The organism is Bradyrhizobium cedriense, from assembly GCF_054602315.1.
In genome coordinates, this window is sequence record NZ_JBTSWB010000010.1 from 264553 (window position 1) to 282005 (window position 17453).

General features: G+C 64.0%; 16 protein-coding genes and 2 pseudogenes. 6 read left to right on the forward strand and 12 right to left on the reverse strand.

The window, feature by feature from the left end:
• The first annotated feature begins 28 nt into the window (after nt 1–28).
• The gene (locus ACYCVF_RS33360; protein ID WP_459607146.1) at nt 29–346 is read left to right on the forward strand and encodes a DMT family transporter; all 318 of its coding nucleotides are present in this window, start codon (nt 29–31) and stop codon (nt 344–346) included.
• 645 nt (nt 347–991) lie between these two features.
• Here the strand turns inward: ACYCVF_RS33360 and ACYCVF_RS33365 are convergent.
• From ACYCVF_RS33365 to ACYCVF_RS33405, 9 genes and pseudogenes are all read right to left on the reverse strand, one after another.
• A complete protein-coding gene (locus ACYCVF_RS33365; protein WP_459607148.1) occupies nt 992–1894 on the reverse strand; it encodes a terpene synthase family protein in 903 nt (300 codons plus the stop codon).
• Nucleotides 1891–3453: a hypothetical protein gene (locus tag ACYCVF_RS33370; protein WP_459607150.1), complete on the reverse strand. Its 1563-nt coding sequence runs from the start codon at nt 3451–3453 to the stop codon at nt 1891–1893. Before ACYCVF_RS33370 ends, ACYCVF_RS33365 begins: the two co-directional genes overlap by 4 nt.
• 77 nt (nt 3454–3530) lie before the next feature.
• Nucleotides 3531–3829 (reverse strand): annotated as a pseudogene (locus ACYCVF_RS33375) (polyprenyl synthetase family protein); the annotation flags it as partial.
• A 6-nt stretch (nt 3830–3835) separates the two neighbouring features.
• Complete coding sequence (locus ACYCVF_RS33380) at nt 3836–5179, reverse strand: cytochrome P450 (protein WP_459607152.1); 1344 nt, start codon at nt 5177–5179, stop codon at nt 3836–3838.
• Nucleotides 5179–6024, reverse strand: a complete 846-nt coding sequence (locus ACYCVF_RS33385) for an SDR family oxidoreductase (protein WP_459607153.1) — start codon at nt 6022–6024, stop codon at nt 5179–5181. Before ACYCVF_RS33385 ends, ACYCVF_RS33380 begins: the two co-directional genes overlap by 1 nt.
• The gene (locus ACYCVF_RS33390) at nt 6011–6319 is read right to left on the reverse strand and encodes a ferredoxin (RefSeq protein ID WP_459607155.1); all 309 of its coding nucleotides are present in this window, start codon (nt 6317–6319) and stop codon (nt 6011–6013) included. Before ACYCVF_RS33390 ends, ACYCVF_RS33385 begins: the two co-directional genes overlap by 14 nt.
• Before the next feature lies 1 nt (nt 6320).
• A complete protein-coding gene (locus ACYCVF_RS33395) occupies nt 6321–7610 on the reverse strand; it encodes a cytochrome P450 (protein WP_459607157.1) in 1290 nt (429 codons plus the stop codon).
• Between the two features lie 94 nt (nt 7611–7704).
• Complete coding sequence (locus ACYCVF_RS33400; RefSeq protein ID WP_459607265.1) at nt 7705–8907, reverse strand: cytochrome P450; 1203 nt, start codon at nt 8905–8907, stop codon at nt 7705–7707.
• A gap of 416 nt (nt 8908–9323) precedes the next feature.
• Nucleotides 9324–9614 carry a hypothetical protein gene (locus tag ACYCVF_RS33405; RefSeq protein WP_459612953.1) on the reverse strand — a complete coding sequence of 97 codons (291 nt, stop codon included), beginning with the start codon at nt 9612–9614 and terminating at the stop codon, nt 9324–9326.
• A 218-nt stretch (nt 9615–9832) separates the two neighbouring features.
• Here ACYCVF_RS33405 and ACYCVF_RS33410 point away from each other — a divergent pair, with 218 nt between their 5' ends.
• The gene (locus ACYCVF_RS33410) at nt 9833–10216 is read left to right on the forward strand and encodes a hypothetical protein (protein WP_459607160.1); all 384 of its coding nucleotides are present in this window, start codon (nt 9833–9835) and stop codon (nt 10214–10216) included.
• Between the two features lie 224 nt (nt 10217–10440).
• On the opposite strand, the pseudogene ACYCVF_RS33415 reads toward ACYCVF_RS33410, so the two are convergent.
• Nucleotides 10441–10888, reverse strand: a pseudogene (locus tag ACYCVF_RS33415) (IS6 family transposase); the annotation flags it as partial.
• Between the two features lie 55 nt (nt 10889–10943).
• On the opposite strand from ACYCVF_RS33415, the gene ACYCVF_RS33420 reads away from it, so the two are divergent.
• From ACYCVF_RS33420 to ACYCVF_RS33435, 4 genes are all read left to right on the forward strand, one after another.
• A complete protein-coding gene (locus tag ACYCVF_RS33420; protein ID WP_459607162.1) occupies nt 10944–11873 on the forward strand; it encodes a polyprenyl synthetase family protein in 930 nt (309 codons plus the stop codon).
• A gap of 594 nt (nt 11874–12467) precedes the next feature.
• Nucleotides 12468–13397, forward strand: a complete 930-nt coding sequence (locus ACYCVF_RS33425) for a DUF2493 domain-containing protein (RefSeq protein WP_459607267.1) — start codon at nt 12468–12470, stop codon at nt 13395–13397.
• A 232-nt stretch (nt 13398–13629) separates the two neighbouring features.
• Nucleotides 13630–14076 carry a hypothetical protein gene (locus ACYCVF_RS33430; protein WP_459607164.1) on the forward strand — a complete coding sequence of 149 codons (447 nt, stop codon included), beginning with the start codon at nt 13630–13632 and terminating at the stop codon, nt 14074–14076.
• Between the two features lie 596 nt (nt 14077–14672).
• A complete protein-coding gene (locus ACYCVF_RS33435; protein ID WP_459607165.1) occupies nt 14673–14993 on the forward strand; it encodes a DUF736 domain-containing protein in 321 nt (106 codons plus the stop codon).
• A gap of 366 nt (nt 14994–15359) precedes the next feature.
• Here the strand turns inward: ACYCVF_RS33435 and ACYCVF_RS33440 are convergent, their stop codons facing one another.
• Both ACYCVF_RS33440 and ACYCVF_RS33445 read right to left on the reverse strand, forming a co-directional pair.
• Nucleotides 15360–16310 (reverse strand): nucleotidyl transferase AbiEii/AbiGii toxin family protein, encoded by a 951-nt coding sequence (locus ACYCVF_RS33440; RefSeq protein WP_459607167.1) that lies wholly within the window; start codon nt 16308–16310, stop codon nt 15360–15362.
• Entirely contained in the window at nt 16300–16773 is a 474-nt protein-coding gene (locus ACYCVF_RS33445) for a hypothetical protein (protein ID WP_459607169.1), read from the reverse strand. The genes ACYCVF_RS33440 and ACYCVF_RS33445 overlap by 11 nt, the downstream gene beginning before the upstream one ends.
• Nucleotides 16774–17453 lie beyond the last annotated feature (680 nt).

Consider the following 17453-nt stretch of genomic DNA (forward strand, 5'->3'; position numbering starts at 1 on the left):
ACGCGACGCCTGAGGAAAGGGGTATCTGATGGCGTGGGTATACATACTTCTGGCGGACATATTCGAGGTCGCATGGCCCTTCGTTTTGAAACGCTCGATCGGGCTTCCGAAATGGACAACAGTTTTGTTTGGGGTGGTCTTTGCGCTTCCGATTTTTCTTCTGTTGGGTGAATCTGTAAAGTACTTGCCGGCTTCGACGGTTTACGCGGGCTTCGCCGGAATTGCGACCGTGGGGACGGCGATTGTTGGCATTGCGTTTTTCGGTGAGAGCGCAAATCCTGCGCGCCTGTGTTCGGTCATGTTGGTTGTTGTCGGTCTGGTCGGCGTGAAGCTCTTTTCGGAATGATCTGCACTTAATATTCGTGGACGGATCATCGGCATATTCGTGGACGGATCATCGGCCATGGAGAGCCGAGGCTGTCCTTTGCTATCGATGCGCGCACATTGCGGAAGTTGACGCGCTATGGAAATCCGCATCCCGGATGACAAGAGTAGAAGACAAGAGTTGAAATGTCGCAGCCCGCAGACATCCCGGAAAAGACCCGCTTCCAGCCGGATCTGATGTTGCTGGCTTTCAAAGGGTGCATTCAACCCTGATTTGCAACGCTGTTGCTGAGCTCCTCTCGGAAAACGTCGAGGGTCCTCTCAATCCGGGTCTCTTGCGTGGTCGGTCGTCAAGGCGACGCTCGATCGATCGCAGGCGCTCGTCGGTGGTGGTGCTGACGTCGGTGCGCCGTGGCAAGTCCTGGTGTCATGTTCTGGCGTCAAGTCCTGGCGTTCAGTCCATTTGGGTTTTCGTTGCTGCCGCGTTGCCAGACGGAGTATGGATCGGCAAAAGAGAGATGCGGCCTGCAGGGCTGTGGCCATGAGCCGCCGTCCTTGCGCCGGCTCAGCGCGGTGTCGCTCATGCTCGCTCGATCCGTCGCATCGGGCGACGGTATTGCGTCAGATCGGACCGACAGCAGCGCGCACGCCGCCGCTTCCTTCGCGTTCAGGCCGGCGCAGACTGGCCTTCGCCCGCAGCGTCGCTGCGGTAGCGGCCGGTCGAGGTCTGGTAGTACTGCGCGCGCATGGCGGCCATGGCCTCGATCAACGGTCCCCACGGTGCGGGAAAGCGTTCTTCCGCCATCACCCGGTTCAGCATGCGCGTATGGCCGGCCAGCTCGTCGTTGAGGAACTCTGCCACAGGCATAGCCGGATAGCGCTGCAGCAGCAGGATCGCCACGTTGTCGGCCTCGCCGGCCGACCTGTCCTTGTCGCGCCCATGCAGATCGTTCTGCAGGCGCCCTATCGCGCAGACGAGCCGCAGGGCCTGGCGAAACGCCGGACGCGCGCGCAAGATCGCCATGTCCAGCCCCCACAGCAACGACAGGCAACAGAACACGTTCGCGTAGGCGATCGAATCGATGCCATTGTGCAGGTACTCGGCGTAGGACCAGCGTTCCGCCCCCGCCGCTTGCGCATGTCCGGCGCGCAACGCCGCGCAGTAGCGCAGGGTATCGTCGAGAAGCTGAGCATAGTCGCGACGATCGTAGGCGAGCGCGGCCAGCGAGGCGCGCAGCACAGCGCAGCCCTCGAATCCGGGGAGCGCGCACCGCACGCCCTGCGTCAGCGCCTGCTCCACCGCGGCGAGCTGCTCCGGCGCGATCAGGCCAAGGTCGTTGCAATCGTCGAGCCAGAACAGCAGCGCCAGTTCGCGATAGAACGCCACGATCAGCGTTTCGTCCTGCGGATCGCGGCCGGTGCGGGCGCTGATGTCGCGCAGGCTCGGGTGGATGCGCTGCAGGATGTACTGGCCGCCCCTGACCGCTTCCACGGCATGCTCGTCGGCGAACCCGGTCAGGGAACGCCCCCACTCCAGCACCTGCTGCAGCGCGCGTTCGGTCTGGATCATGGCGCCGCTCCTGCTCCCTCGGCCAGGACGCGCCGCCCCCAACGAAGCGCCAGCCACAACCCGGCGAGTTCGGCCACGCGCACGACCCGGGTGGGGCAAAACAGTTCCTTACCGATCCAAAGCGGCGTCTGCGGCAATGCATGCGCCGCATGGCGGGCGAGCATCCACGCCAGCGCACGCGCCACCGCCTGCGCGATGCGCCGGCGCCCTGTCGGCTCTTCGCTCCTGTCCATCACGTGCAACGAAAACAGCGCATAGGCGGTTTCCTCGAATGTGGAGGCGCGACCGGCGCCCCAGCCGCCGTCGTCGCGCTGCGCCTGCAGCAGCGCCGCCAGCGCGCGTTCGTCGCGCCACTGGGGCTTGCCTTGCGCCAGCGCAGCGACCGCATGCGCGGTGGGATACAGCCACGAGGCGTGCCATTTTTCGTTGTCCCATAGACCGTGCGGGTTGCGATGGGCCTCGACGTAGGCGCTGGTGCCGGCGGCGGGCCTTCCCAACAGTCGCAACGCATGCAGGGCATGGATGTTGGTCGACACCGAGGCGTTGCGCTCGCCGGGGAAGGTGACAAACAGCTCGCCGATTTCGAAATGGCGCAACGCATCGACCGCCGGGTCGCGGCCGGCAAGGCGCAGGACGCACAACGCGATTGCGGTGTCGTCCGCATCGGCCGCGAAGTGCACGGCCGGGCCCAGACCGCGCACGCCCAGGCGGGCGTCGAGCTGCGCGACGATCACGCGCACCGCCTCGGCGAGCGCGGGATGCGCAAACAGCCCGGCCAGATCCAGGGTGTACAGCGACCAGCATGGCTCGAACACATTGATCGGCCAGACGTTGGGAACGACACCTTCGATGCCGCTGCGCGTCGCCCGCGATGCCGCCTGCAGATACGCGTCGGCGCGCTCGACCTGCGGGGTGCTCCCCTGTGTCACGGCGTGCGCACGCCACGCGGCGGTGGCCGCCGGACTGATGCCGATGCTGCCGTCGTCATCCGGGCATGCGGTGGTCGGCGACGTCCCCCAGGCTTCCCAGGAGTGCAGCAACGGATGGCCGCTCGGCAATGTCGCCGCGGCCCCCAGCTCGGCCTCCAGCTGGCCCAGGCGCGCGTGCCGCAACGGCAACAGCGCCGGGTGGCGCGGAAACGCCACGCCGCCCGGCAAGGATGCGGCCTCGCCGCAAAGTTGCGGCAGGATCAGCTCCGCACCGATCGGCGCGTCTTCCGGCACCGCATGCGCGTAGGGATCGGGGTGGCGCTGGAGAAACCGGGTTGCAGCCTGGACTGCGTCGGCTGCGCCGGGACGAGGATCGGCACGCTGCAATGCCAGCAACGCCGCCCATGTGGGCGCATGGCGGAACAGCGGGAAGTCCGCACTTCCCCATCCGCCATCGGCCTGTTGCTGTGCGATGAGCCAGGCGTATGCGTCCTGCCGACCGGTGACGTCGCCGTAGAACTGCAGAGCTCGCGCCGTGTCGTAGACGGACGGACCGACGCTGCCGCCATCGCTCATCTCGCGCAGCAGGTGGCGCAATTCGGAAAGGATCTGTTCGGACAGCGCGTTCACGCGGGATCTTCCTTCTGCAAACGGTTGACGAGAACCAGGATCGGGCAGACGCCGTGCACGTCGCGGCCCGGCGCATGTTTGGCGCAGAGAGGACGCGCCAGCGCCGGTTCGACCCGTTTTGCGCCGTCCTCATCCAGATCTCCGCAGCAGCCTGGCTGGATGCGCCGCGCGCCTGCGCGCGCAATCCGCCCAGCGCGGAAACGCAAGTGCGCTCGTCGTGTAGCGTCGAACCGGTCTGCATGTTGGTCATGTCCTTTTCCCGAGAGACGGTCTCGGCGAGCGGCGAGCCGCCGCGGTGTTGCCGGCGTCGCGCGCGCCGGGTGCAGCAATGCCGCGCGTCGCCGGTGCCGCTGCCTCGCCACAGGGGGCGTGCGATGTCGGCTCATGAGAATCCGATGCGGATTGTCATGGACGGATGCGCGGTCGGGTAATAGCGCTGGCCCTTTTCGACGCCGCTCAGCAACCGCGGCCGTACCCCGGCCTTGTGCATGGTCAGCGCCAAGGCGATAGAGAACTGCACCAGTTCCAGCCATACCAGGTGGTAGCCGATGCAGACGTGTGGGCCGGTGCCGAACTGCAGCATGTCCACCGGCCGGATCGGCTCCGTGCGTTGCAGCCATCGCGCCAGGCGGAACTGATCAGGCGCCTCGTGCAGCAGCGCCGAGGTCGAGAAATGCAGCAGCGGGATGCACAGATCGGTGCCCGCGGGAATGCGCCGTTGGCCGAGTTGCAAGTCCTGCAGCGCGCGACGCGGCAGGACCGTGGTCGCCGGATGCATGCGCAGCGTCTCGCGGAACAGCGCCTCGGCGACCGGACATTGCGCCAGGTCCGCGTGCCGGGTCGGCACCGTCCCCACGTGTTGCGCCTCCTCGACCAGGGCGTCCCACAGCATAGGCTGCCGCGCCAGCTCGATCACCATCCAGGCCATCGTCGAGGCGGTGGTGTCGTGACCGCCCAGCAGCAGCAAGCGGATATTGGCGACCAGGATGTCATCGGAGAGCGCATCGTCGCTGCGATCGAAGGCGCTCACCATGTCGGTGATCAATCCGGTGCGCGCGGCATGCGCGCGCGCGTTGCGGACGTACTGGCGCAACTGCGTGTCGATCCAGTCGCGAGCGGCGCGACCACGCCGCAAGGGCAGTCCGGGCAGGTCGACCGGGGGCGCGACGATCAACTGCAGCAGTTGCCGGTACTTGCGATGCCATCCCGGCAGGTCCTGCGCGGGGATTCCCATCAGGCTGAAGATGAGCTTGAGCATCAGGTCGCCGGTTTCGCGCAGGATGGTGACGTCGCCGCGGTCGCGCCACGCCTGCACCCGCGTCCGGATGACGGGCGCGAACAGATCGCCAATGCCCGCCTGGGTCAGCCCCTTGGGCAGGAACGCCGCCTTGATCGCATCGCGCGCCTGCCGGTGCGCGCCGCCGTCCTGGGTGACCAACGTTCCGCGAAACAATTCTGGCGCGATGTCTTCGATCAGCGCGGAGGACACGTCCTTGTGCCGGAGCAGTGCGAACGCATCCGGATCCACGCAGGTCATCAGCTGTCCGGCAGGGCCGAAATCCAGCCAGAAGTGGCTGCCCAGCGTCCGTTCCGCGCGCCGCAGCAGGCGCGGCAGATCGCAGACGATGGCGGGAAGATGCCCGACCAGGGGAAAAGCGCCGGGCACGACCGGGATGTCGCACCGCAGCCGGTGCCGACGGTCCAGCGGGTTGAGCAAGATGTCCATCAGAGCCGCGCCGCCGTGGCCGCTTCGGCGGTGTCGCCGGCAGGCCGCGCGGCGGGGGTGTTGCCGCCGTCGGCGTATGTCGGCAGATGCGCCAGCATGCCGCCGTCGACGCACACCACCTGGCCGGTGATGAACGCAGCATCGTCGGAGAGCAGGAACGCCGCCAGCGCGGCCACGTCCTCGGCGCGGCCGACGCGCGGCAGGAGCTGGTGCCGGCGCAGATGCCGTTGCATGCACGCGTCCAGCTTGGCGAGGAGACGCTCGGTCATGATGAGACCCGGCGCAACCGCGTTGCAGCGGATCTGCGCATGACCGTACTGGGTGGCGAGCGAGGCCGACAGCATGTTGATCGCCGCCTTCGACGCGGCGTATGACGTCAGCGCGGTGTCACCGCTGAGCCCCTGGCACGACGACATGTTGACGATCGCGCCACCGCCGCGGGCGATCATCCGTGGGATGGCCTGCCGGCAGCAGAGCAGCGTGCCGCGCAGATTGGTCGCCATGGTCTGATCCCAGACCGCCAGGTCCAGGTCGAGGATCGCGCGGTCGCGCGGGGTCAGATGCATGGCGCTCGCGTTGTTCACCAGCAGGTCGACCCCGCCGAAGCGCCGCTCCGCCGTCTCGAACAACGTTGCCACCGCCTGCGCATCGGCGATGTCCATGGCCAGAGCCAGCGCGTGGCCCGCTTCGGCCGTGATCTGCGCGGTGCAGGCGATGGCCGCCGAGCCATCAATGTCGGCCACCACCACTCTGCCGTCCTCGCGCGCGATGGCGAGGGCGCATGCCTTGCCGATGCCGGCGCCGGCGCCGGTCACCACGGCCACCTTGCCTTCAAACCGTCCCATCGTGCCCTCCTGGATTGCGTTGGTCTTTCGCGGCGTGCCGCTCGGCCTCCGCCGGAGAAGCCGCGGGGTCGGCGCTGGCGCGCTCGTCGTCGCCAGCGTCGCTTTCGATGATCCGAATGGCGGCGACCGGGCACTGGCTGGCCGCGAGCCGCACGGCGGCGTGCAGCGCCTGCGGGACCGTCGCCACGCACACTTCGGCCACGCCGTCCGGCTCGCGCTGGCGAAAGGTGCCCGGCAGCGTCAGCACGCACTGCCCGGTGGTCCCGCACAGATCCTGGTCGACCACGACGCGCATCTCAACCTCCCTTCGCATGCAGCCGCACCGGCAGCGCGCGGAACGTCCTCAGGAACGCGGAGGGCTCCCGGGTCGGCTGCTCGGCCAATGCCAGCGTGGGGAAGCGCGCCTGGATCCGGGGCAGGCTCTCGGCCAACTGCACCCGGGCCAGTTGCGCACCGAGGCAGAAGTGGATGCCGTGGCCGAAGCTCAGCATGATCTTCCCGTCGGTCGACATGCCAGGACTGGTGCCGTAGAACCGCGCCGGATCGAAGCGGTCGGGATCGGCGAAGGCGTCCGGGTCGCGATTGCCGGCCGCGATCAGCACGCGCACGTCCGCGTTCTTCGGGATCACCACGCCGCCCAGTTCGATGTCGCGCTGGGCGATGCGCGGAATGGAGCTGAACATGGCGGGCGCGTCGCAGCGCAGGACTTCTTCGACGAATGCCTTCACCCCCAGGGCGTCTCCCTGCAGCCAGTGCCGCTGTTCGGGATACGCCAGCATCGCCAGGACCGCATGGTCGATGGTCGCAGCCGTGGTGGCGAAGCCGCCCAGCAGCATGCCCCACAGCATGCTGATCAACTCCGCATCCGACAGCGTGTCGGCATCGTCGTCGTGTGCGCCGACCAGCATCGACACGATGTCGTGGCGGGGATCGGTGCGCTTGCGCCGTATGAGGTCGCCGAAATAGGCCTTTACCCTGGCGCTCGCCGCGTCCGCCGCGGCGAGCTGGGGATCGCTGGCGTGCGGGCTCAGGCCTTCCAGAATGGCGCCGATGCGGGCGGTGAGCCCGAACATGTCGTCCTGGGGCATGCCGAACAGTTCGGCGAAGACCAGCATGGGCAAGGCCAGCGCGAATTCCCGATGCAGGTCCACCGCCTCCCCGCGCTCCAGCGCGCCCGCCATGCCGTCCAGGCGCGCTGCGACGATGCGCGCGATGCTCGGCCGCAGGTTGTCGATCTGGCGCATGGTGAAATCGCGCGAGACCAGCCGGCGCAGACGCGTATGCGTCGGTGGGTCCTTCATCGCGAGCGTGGACGCCAGCAGATTGAGCGACAGGCTGGTCGCCGCACGCGGGAAATAGCGCGCCAGTTCGTCCGGCGCCGGTCCCCGAAACGCATCGCCCGTGGCCTCGAGCGCCCAGGAGATGTCGGCGTGGCGGCTCAACAGAACGAGGCCCGATGCTGCGCGATGCACCGGATCGTGCTCGCGCAACCACCGCATGAACGGATACGGGTCGTGGATCCACGCTGGCGATGCCAGTTCGGCGAACGCGTCCCGGCATGCTGCCCTGGTGTCTGGCACGTCCATCTCGGTTACCTGTTGGCTGGCCGATCTGACCGGCGCGCGCCAGGCGCGCCGGCAAATTGCAGAGACGATCGCGATCGCCGGCGGCGTCCACGCATCACCAGAGCACCGGGAACTCCTCGAACCCGCCAGTGATGATCTCCTTGCGCAACTTCAGTTCTTCGGGCGCCACAGCCAGGCGCAGCGCGGGAAAGCGCTGGAAGATCGAACCGAACACCAATTTGAGTTCGAGCCTCGCCAGCGCCACGCCGATGCACTGGTGCGGCCCGGACGAGAACGCCAGGTGCGGCTTTCCGTCACGTCCGATGTCGAAGATGTCCGGGTCGTCGAAATGGCGCGGATCGAACGACGTCGCCGGCAGGCCGACCAGCACCTTGCTCTCCGCGGGAATATGCACGCCCGCGATGGTCACGTCGGTCCTCGGATAGCGCATGATGCCGTCCCAGCCCGCGCCCGGCGGGTACATGCGCAGGATTTCCTCCACCGCCTTATCCAGCAGGGATGGATCGGCGACCAGGCGTTCGCGCTGTTGCGGATGGCGGAGCATCGCCAGCAGGCCGAATTCGATTTGCGCGACGGTGCTCTCGTGCCCCGCCACCAGCATGCCCGCGGCGAGGCCAATCGCCTCTTCCTCGGTCGCGTTGCCCTGGTCGACCGCCGCGAGCAGATCCGTCAGCAGGTTGTCGCCCGGATCCTGGCGCTTGTCCCGCAACTTGCGGCGAATGTAGGCGCGCAGTTCGTCCCAGGCCAGGCGTGAGGCGCTGCGCGGGCCGCTTTCATGCTGGTGCGTCATCACCTCGTCGGACAGCCCGGCGAAAAAGACATGATCCTCGTAGCGCACGCCCATCAGCGCGCTGATGACCATGGCCGGAAGTGGAAAGGAGAGGAGGCGCCGCAGGTCGGCGGGCTGGGGCTGGGCCGCCAGTGTCTCGAACAAGTGCGCGGCGATCGCTTCGGCGTGCTGCGCTAGCAGCTTCGTCCTGCGGTTACCGAAGGCCGGCGCCACGATCGTGCGTAACCGGGCATGCTCGCCCCCCTCGTGCGAGACCAGCCATCCCGGCGAACCGAGAATCACCGAATCCGGGGTGACTGCCGCCGGCGGCATTCCCGCGGGCCGGAACGCCGCGTCGGACAGTACCGCCTTGGCCTCGTCGTAGCCTGTCACCCACCAGCCTTCGTGCCCGGACGGGAAGCGCACGCGGTGAAGCGGACCCTTGGCGCTTAGCGCCAACATCTCGGGCGAGGGCTCGATGTGATCGACGCGCCACATCGGCAGCGTCGGCAAGGGTTGTTCGGATATCAAGGGTTGTTCGGACATCAAGGGTTGTTCGGACATGGTGGCACTTCACTCTCTCAGCGATCGAAGGGCGGAAGGTGACCGGCAGCGCTGCGGGCGGCGAATGACGCAAGACGGCATGTCAACGACGTCCTCCACAGCGATGGTCAGTGCCAGATCCTCCAGCCGCACGAAGAGCGCGGGGAAGACCCATCGCAATTCCAGGCGTGCGAGCTGCGGCGCCCAGGCAGACATGCGGCCCCTAGCCGAACGGCAAATGCGGGTTGTGCCGGCGAGTGACATCGAACCTGTCGTCATCGCCACAGATCGACTGAGCATGAGGATTGGTGAAGGCGGTTCGACCGTACCGCCCGCCGACGTGTCCGCCAATATAGCCTCCGGATCAGTCCCACACCGCCGGTGACAGTTTCACGCCTGGCTCAAGGTCTGTCGCTTTGGTTGCATCGCTCGCGACGGGCGCAATTGTTGTGGCTTCCAAAAGAAGAACTCCAGATCGCATCCAACACTTCCCTGCATTTTCCCGGTCCATAACCGAGCGCCAAGTCATTGCCACAGCAAACCGCCAGGACGGACCAGACGCGAACAGCGACGCGCGCCGTGTCCGTCCCGAAGACCATCGCACTGCGATTGGTGATGATGCCGTGAACAGAGCAAATCGCGTGCCGAGGTGAATTCGCAGGCTCATCAGGCACTTCGTAGCGGCGCGTCATGTCAGGTTTCCGGCATTGCGTCTCAATGCCGACAACCGGCGCAGCAAGTGCCGACAAAGGCCTGCTCTTGCGGAAGATGCGCGAGCATGTCGTCGAATATTTTCAAGGCGGCGGTCACAAGTCAGATCGATGGTCTGTCGAGATTGCCGAGAACAGAGCAACTGTCATGCCGGGTAAGAAAATGCTGATACTCCAAGCACCAAGCATGATCACCAAGCATGATCACCACGGATGAGCATCGAATCGACGGCAATGGACGCAAAGCTGACAATCATGTGCGATTGCGCGCATTCTCAGGCGAGTTCGATCAGTTGGGATTGCTCGGCGGCAGCACACCGCGGGCTGCTTTTAGGTCCTGGAAACGGCATGACGCGAACGCCGCGTGCTGCATTTGTAAGGTGCTCGACCTGATTAGCTCGCAGATTGCTGGGTTGTCCTTCAGACTGGTCGCTCAGAGATTTGACGGTGGTCATCCGTATCTGGCCGGTGACACAATGTCCGCAACTCAACCTTTGAACCTCGGGGCTCGCACCGGCGAGGCGCACCCGTCGCCGCCATTGAAGCATTCACTGCGAATGCTCTGGTGGCACACCAATTGCTAATTGGGTCCCAGATCCCTGACCGGTCAGTCGTTCCGGTCCAAGCTCCAGTGGCGACTATCACCCATGACCAATAGCTTGAGATGTCAGCCCATCTGCGCAAGCTCTTTCGTGCAAAGGGTAAGACGAACAGACATCGTCGCCTTTATCCACCGCTAAGCTGAAGGAGTCGATTATCAAAGGTTCGAGCTTCGGCCGTCCCATCGGGCTCGACGGTTTCTCGATTAGAAAAGTGTCATGAGCCGCCGGCGTCGCCGCGTCGGCTGATGAGAATTCTCGGCCCGATTGTTGAGAGATTTGTGCCAGCGATGTTCGACGTGAAACGCCCATCTTCGCCCTCGTCGCGGCGTACGAACGGAGCTTGTCAGCGATCATCACGCGCGGCGGCGTGCCGGCGGATTTGAAGAGCTTCGTCATGAGCGGCTGCGCAGCGCGCCAGTCTCTTCGGCTTTGGATCAAGACGTCGAGGACGACGCCATTCTGGTCGACAGCGCGCCAGAGCCAATGTTGTTTGCGCGAACGAGATAACGAATTCGTCCAGATGCCATGTCGCCGCGAATAGGCGTGCGCCGGGGGATCCCGATGGGAGAACGCCTAGCCGAATTTACGTCCCCACTGAGCCACGGTTTCATCGGTCACACCAATGCCACGCGCCGCCAGCGTTTCCTCGACCATGCACCGGTAGAATCACGCCCAATTCCGGTTTTTGTCTCAAAAGTGGAGCTGCGATATGGTGTCGAGTCACCCAGCCGCTGTGGATGATGGTAGCGACGAACTCATCGAGCAGGCGTTGCGAGCCGCGATGGGTGGTGCTCTCAGTCCGGTGTCGCCGACTCATCTGCGGTCAGCGCTGGAAGCGGCAGTGTTTCCAGGAGGCGCCCGGGTGCGCCCCAAGCTCTGCTTGAAGGTCTTCAATGCATCCGGCGCCAGCCATCCGGAGCTGGCTGCAAGGACTGCGGCAGCAATCGAATTGCTGCACTGTGCCTCGTTGGTTCATGACGACCTGCCTTGCTTCGATAACGCCGCGCTGCGCCGTGGCAAACCGGCGGTACACCGGCTATTCGGAGAGCCGACCGCCGTTCTGGCGGGCGATGCCTTGATCGTGGCCGCTTTCAAACACCTAAGCCGGCAGGCTGCGCGGGCACCTGAGTTGGTCGCCCGCATGATCGAGGTGGTCGCGGAGGCGGTCGGCCCCAGTCATGGGCTGATCGCCGGACAGTCGATGGAGGTCCTGACGCAGGTCCCAATCGACCGCTATCACCATTACAAGACCGGCTCCCTGTTTGTGGCGGCGGCCACGTGCGGCGCCCTGACAGGTGGTGCTGACCCGGCCCCATGGGCGAAGGTGGGGGAACTGCTCGGGCATGCGTACCAGATCGCCGACGACATCGCAGACACGGTCGGCCGTGCCGAGGTGCTTGGCAAATTGCCTGCCGTGGACACGCAACTGAATCGACCCAATATCGTTCGCAGCCAAGGGCTGGATAGCGCAGCCGCCAAATTTTACGCCTATCTCGACCAGATAAGTGACACCATTCCTGCCGGCCCTCACAAAGGGTCCTTCGTTGACTGGCTGAACCAGGCGCTTTGCGAGGGCATAGCGGGCCCGGGAAAAGCCGGACTGATCCAACAAGCGGCGCCGGAATGCGCCCAACCTTGATGAGAAATGAGTTACAGCAACGAAATCTGGCCGTTGGTTCCATCATGGCTGGATGCGATCGACATCGAGGCAAAATGTTTCTGATCGCCGTGCTGAAGTCTCACGGGAAAAGCTGGAGCGCAGGCGCTCATTGCTCGTGCAGAAGCGCGGCTTGCGACACTCGGCTGGGTCAAAGTCAATCTACAAGTGGTCTATCCAACTCAGCCTTGCGCGCACAACTCGTGCCCGAGGACGCGCACGCGTTCACCCGCGTCCAAGGGGCGCGACGGGATAGCGCCAAGCGATTTGAACGATATCGTCATGACCGGTCATTGCGTGGGCAGCCCTTGCCGGGCACGGCCGCGCCCAGGGCCTTCTAGAGGGCGATCGGACGGCAAGCGGCCCGGCCCGGCAATGGCAGAGGCGCGGCTATTTTCCGCCGGCGCTCACGCGCCTTTGCATCGCGAAACAAAATAGCCGCGCCTCTGCCATCCTCCGCTTCGCTCCGGCCCGTCGGCCGACGCCTCCGGGTTCTGGTCCGTTCCGCCCGCCGTCTGGTGATCGCCACGAAGGCCGCGATGGGCGCGGCCGAACGGCAAAGGACCCCAAGCCATGATGACCGAACACGACGACAGCCAGTTCGAACCGCCGCACGGCTCATCACCGACCGATCATATCCTCAACGAGCTTCAGCTCTATGGCCATCGTCCCTTTCACGACGAGCCTGACCCAAGGCCGCTCCCGGAAGCCAAGGCCATCACAGGCGCGATCGCCGACATCTTTGATGCGCTGGTGGCGACCTTGAGCGACACACGGCTTGAACCCGACCTCGAAGATCTCCTCTGGTCGACCGTCAATCTCTTCCATCGCGCCACGGGCCGCATCGAGCGCGAACTCGACGACAACGAAAAAGCCCAGCAACAGAGCCAGCGCGAGCAGAATGGATCGGAGGTGCGATCGGTCGAACTGGAAAGGCTCACGGCCGAAGGCGTCACTCTGATCGAACGCCGCAACGCCATGGAGCTGTTCCGCGATCTGGCGACTGAGCAATTCGAGCTTCATGCCGGCGCGCCCTGGCGCCCCCGGTCCGGGTCATTCGTCAATCATCGCACGCTGACCTCTGCGATGATCGATAGCCGCGATTTCCTGGCAGCCAAACGTCGCGCGGACACAGAAGCGTTGCTGCCGTCGGGACCCAAGATCGCGCTCACCGGTGGACTTGATTTTGACGACGTCTCACTGATCTGGGACCGCCTCGACAAGGCCCATGCCAAGCATCCGGACATGGTGCTGCTGCATGGTGGCTCGCCGAAGGGCGCCGAGCTGATCGCCGCCAAATGGGCGACCAACCGCAAGGTTCCCCAAGTCGCCTTCAAGCCGGACTGGACCAAGCACGGTAAGGCAGCTCCGTTCAAGCGCAACGACGCCATGCTTGCAGTGCTGCCGATCGGTCTTATGCACTTTCCGGGCACCGGGATACAGGACAACCTTGCCGACAAGGCCAGGAAGCTCGGCATTCCCGTCTGGAAGTTCGGCGGCGCGTAAGCGCCGTCGCCCATTGGCGCTTCTTCGTCGAGGACCAAGTTTCGCCAGCGCAGATCAGTGAAAGATTCTCTGATGCGGCCGTATGGCACACGAGCGAAAAGCTTTGGTTGTTGTCCGATTCGACGGACGAGGCCCGTACTCGCACAGCGCTGCATTCTGCGCTATATTCTCATCGCGCCGTGGTGGTGGTGGAAGGCGCGAGCGTCATGTCTTTTGTCGCGGAGTCACCACCATGCTTATCATCGCACTCGCTCTCAATATGCTTGGCATCGGCCTGTTCTGCTGGCTGGGTCTCACCCTTGCTGTCTACGCGCTGCCATGTTTCGTTGCGCTTTCCGCAGGATTGGCGGCTGTCCACGGTGGCGCAGGCACTGCCTCCGCTGCTCTGGTCGCAATTCTTGCCGGCGCCGTGACCGTTCTCATCGGTCAAACCGCCCTGATCTGGGCTCGATCCACCTTCGTGCGCGCGGTGATTGCCGCAGCGTTCACCGTCCCGGCGGCTGTCGCGGGCTATCACCTCGCTCATGGCCTGTCGCAACTCGCGATGCCATCCTCACCTTGGCAGGATATCTTCAGCTGGATGGGCGCTCTTGCCGTCGCCGGCATGGCGTGGAGACGGATAACCAGCTTTGCCGAGCCTCCGGCATTGGGCGAGGCTTTGCTGGAGGAACATCAGTAGCCCCTCTCGGCCGAGACGCGACAGGAATGAGCCTTGGGTCTGGACGGCTCTTGGGTCTGGACGGCTCTTGGGTCTCGACGCTGAGGCTGCTCAGGTCCAGGCGTTGGTTGGGTCGACGAGCCTGAGCGAGAGATAGTCGCGGCGTTCTCGAAGGCTTTGTCACCCGGCACCTGACCTCCCGGCGGAAGGCACCAGCCAGGAGCTTCTCATCGCGGCTGGTTCACGGCAATCGCGTTCGCCGTTTTTTCGCTTTTGCGTCCAACTCTACGCCTGAGCGCTGCGACCCCTTGTGCAGCCCAACCGAGCGGCGCCACACCTTCTTCCGGGGTTGCTGTTCAGCGCACGGACCACCTGGCCTCTTGATGGCTCGATCTGGCCGAAGAGCGGCTGCGCCTCGATCGCCTGAACGCAACGCCAGCGGGGCGACTTTCTTCCCCTGGGCTACGCCCATTCCTCGCGAGGCAAGAAAGTCGCCCCGCTGGCGTCCTCCGCTGCGCTGCGGCCCGCGGGCGGGTGCGTCGTCGATCGTCTTCGGCCTGTAGATCGCCATCGAGGCCGCGGTGGTCGCGGCTCGAAACCAGCAAAGGAGAAGTAACATGGCTACCATCGGTTCTTTCAAGAAGATCGGCAGCGACTTCCAGGGCGAGATCGTCACCCTCAGCCTCCAGACCAAGGGCGTGCGCATCGTGCCCGAGGCCAACCGCAGCAACGAGAACGCCCCGAGCCACCGCGTCTTCGTCGGCCGGGCCGAGATCGGGGCCGCCTGGTCGAAGCGCTCCGAGGAGGGCCGCGACTATCTCTCGCTCAAGCTCGACGACCCCTCGTTCAACGCACCGATCTACGCGAACCTGTTCGCCGACGAAGACGCCGACGGCTTCAGCCTGATCTGGTCGCGGCCGCGCAAGAACGGCGACTGAGGTCGCCAAAAAGCCCCGCCCGGTTCGCCGGGCGGGGCTTCTCAATTCGAGGTCACTATTAGTTCGGACACATTGCAGCCGGGTCGAGCCGCTCGGCTCCCCACCGGCTATTCAGTCTGCCGCGCGTCTTTTGTTGGCACACGTGCCAGACGGCCGGGTCAAAACGGCCGCCGCCTCAACTCCTAAACTGCGCCAAGTCGATCGACGACGTCGATGGCCCGCCGCATAGCTGTGGCGTGTATGCGTTTGAATTCTTTGGACGGGCTTTCGCTTCGCCGCATATCGGCACGAGGAGATCCAGACGATCAGCATGGAGGCACGCCGCAGGGCCTTCCCAGAACCGCCCGAGGTCTGAAGGGGCGAAAGCTAAACTCTATCGATCGACTTTTTGATCTCAGCGAGTATCTGCTCGAATCTCGGCCTACCGGCGTAATAAAGTGCGCTGCTGCGCTCGTAGGCGTCGGTGTAGAGTGCGCGCGTTTTCGCGTCCCTCAAGATGAAGGCTTCGTTCTCAGCAATGTTCTGATTGTCGTCCTTGCGAAAGCGCGCCTGCTTGTGGGTCTTGTAGGCATCAGTGCCAATAAACTTCTGAACCTCAGGCCGTCGCAGCAGCTCATGTATATCGTAGTAGTGGCGCATGAATCCGACCGGATCGCTACGGTCGGCCTGCTGCTTGCGGAATTTCGTAGAGACCGTTTGCAGTTTTTCGACAAAAGTGTAGCCGGGGTCGTAGCAGGGAACCGCTTTGACTCGGTTGTCGGTGACATCCACATTGCTAGCAACGGCCCGGTCGTAAAGCCAGGAATTGATGTCTTTTGGCGTGTTTGGAGCCACGGTGTCGAAGCCGACCTCCAGCAGGACGCCTTCGCGCAGACCTTCCATGGCCTCGACGACCGTTGTGTAGTTCAGCTTGATGCCCGCGCTCCGATAGTTCGGCACATCATCGAACTCGGTGTCCCTTTCGACTGTTGGAACGCCGTCGATCCTGATCGTCTGCGTCAGCCAGTCGTAGAAGTCGGTCCGTGTCTTGATTTGCGCTGCACTGTTCTGATTCTTGCCCGATTTCACATCCCGGTCCTTCGGAGGCTCAATTAGGATATCGATATCCTCTGAAAACCGGTTGATGATCTGATGTCCCTTGGAAAGAGACGTGCCGCCCTTCAGCTGGAATGTGAAGCCAAGCTGCTGAAGCCCGTAAAGGCAATGCATGATCCAGTAGTCTTTTTCGACGAGTGCGGGATCAATCCCCTTTTCTTCCGCCACGATCCGGATCAGGTCGGCAAACTGCGGATGGTTGTGGAGGAAATCACGCGGCATTCAGTTCGTCCGCTGTCAGCACACGATCGAAGAACTTCTTCGTTCTTTCGTTTCCATAATCGCGAACCGCGCGGCGCAAGCGCCGCCGGTCGGTTGATGCCGCACGCTGCATCACCCGCTTCAAGACCTCATCTTTGGCTTCCGCAAGCTGATCGACGTTGTTGACGAGGTCGACAAGCAGAAACTCCTTCGTGAGCGACTTCGGAAAGCGCGGCTTTACGCGAAACGCGAACTTGCGGTTGCCAAGCTGAAACTCGCCGTGGCGCTTGTGATTGTAAACGACCGTCTTGTCATAGAGCTGCGTCGTTCCCACACCGAGGCTGTTGTAAGCATTGGGGGAGGCCAGCAGAAACGGATCGTTCTTGAGGAAAGCGCCGACCATTTCCTTGTCGGAAGCCGGCGCCGGGCCGAACGCGGTTTCCTTCGGATAGGCGTAAAGTCCGCCCGAAAGCTTCTTGAGCATGCCGCTCTCAACCAGCTGCTTGAGGTGCCGATCGACGGATGTCGACCAGCGGGCCAAATCCGCGCGCCGATAGGCTTGGCCGGGCTTCAGACGCTTCTTGAGGATATCGAGCTTCGTCATGGCTTGGAGTATAAGTCAGAACCGACTGTTTTTGCAAGTTATGTTATTGAAAAATCATGCAGAGATCAGATGTAAGTAATTGAAAATTCTAGTATTTTTATGATGTCGGCCTAGCGCCAGGACAATGAACCGAACTCTTGCTCGAGCTCGGTCCGGAAGGCTCCTACGTCAAAGACACAGAGCTTCCGAACGCTCGGGCGTTCGCCGGCGAGACGTCTAGCAGTTTCAAGCATCGTATGACGTGAGCGTCCCGTACATTCATGCCGCACGCGCCCATCGATCCAGCTTTCCTCACCGCCCTCGCGGCGGTCAATACTGCGATCGCAGCACTCGTGTGGGCGATCCGTCGGCGGCCGTAAATTGGCGACTTCCTGCGTATAGCCTCTCACGCAGCCATATGTGGGGTGCCTGTGTCAGGAAGCCTTTGGGCGTCCTATCCTCTCCTCCTAACCGGTCTCATTGCTGCATTCAGTCCCGCGTGCCGCCCGCTTTCGCGAGGGTGGCCGTGGCGCATCGGCCGCTATCGATGAGATATTTGATGGAGTTCTCGTAGTGCTTGC

What these genes read in the sequence shown, in the direction of transcription:
- ACYCVF_RS33360 (WP_459607146.1), top strand. Translation starts at nt 29, where the DNA reads ATGGCGTGGGTATACATACTTCTGGCGGACATATTCGAGGTCGCATGG.
- ACYCVF_RS33365 (WP_459607148.1), bottom strand. Translation starts at nt 1,894, where the DNA reads ATGATCCAGACCGAACGCGCGCTGCAGCAGGTGCTGGAGTGGGGGCGT.
- ACYCVF_RS33380 (WP_459607152.1), bottom strand. Translation starts at nt 5,179, where the DNA reads ATGGACATCTTGCTCAACCCGCTGGACCGTCGGCACCGGCTGCGGTGC.
- ACYCVF_RS33385 (WP_459607153.1), bottom strand. Translation starts at nt 6,024, where the DNA reads ATGGGACGGTTTGAAGGCAAGGTGGCCGTGGTGACCGGCGCCGGCGCC.
- ACYCVF_RS33390 (WP_459607155.1), bottom strand. Translation starts at nt 6,319, where the DNA reads ATGCGCGTCGTGGTCGACCAGGATCTGTGCGGGACCACCGGGCAGTGC.
- ACYCVF_RS33395 (WP_459607157.1), bottom strand. Translation starts at nt 7,610, where the DNA reads ATGGACGTGCCAGACACCAGGGCAGCATGCCGGGACGCGTTCGCCGAA.
- ACYCVF_RS33405 (WP_459612953.1), bottom strand. Translation starts at nt 9,614, where the DNA reads ATGACGCGCCGCTACGAAGTGCCTGATGAGCCTGCGAATTCACCTCGG.
- ACYCVF_RS33410 (WP_459607160.1), top strand. Translation starts at nt 9,833, where the DNA reads ATGATCACCACGGATGAGCATCGAATCGACGGCAATGGACGCAAAGCT.
- ACYCVF_RS33420 (WP_459607162.1), top strand. Translation starts at nt 10,944, where the DNA reads ATGGTGTCGAGTCACCCAGCCGCTGTGGATGATGGTAGCGACGAACTC.
- ACYCVF_RS33425 (WP_459607267.1), top strand. Translation starts at nt 12,468, where the DNA reads ATGACCGAACACGACGACAGCCAGTTCGAACCGCCGCACGGCTCATCA.
- ACYCVF_RS33430 (WP_459607164.1), top strand. Translation starts at nt 13,630, where the DNA reads ATGCTTATCATCGCACTCGCTCTCAATATGCTTGGCATCGGCCTGTTC.
- ACYCVF_RS33435 (WP_459607165.1), top strand. Translation starts at nt 14,673, where the DNA reads ATGGCTACCATCGGTTCTTTCAAGAAGATCGGCAGCGACTTCCAGGGC.
- ACYCVF_RS33440 (WP_459607167.1), bottom strand. Translation starts at nt 16,310, where the DNA reads ATGCCGCGTGATTTCCTCCACAACCATCCGCAGTTTGCCGACCTGATC.
- ACYCVF_RS33445 (WP_459607169.1), bottom strand. Translation starts at nt 16,773, where the DNA reads ATGCTCAAGAAGCTTTCGGGCGGACTTTACGCCTATCCGAAGGAAACC.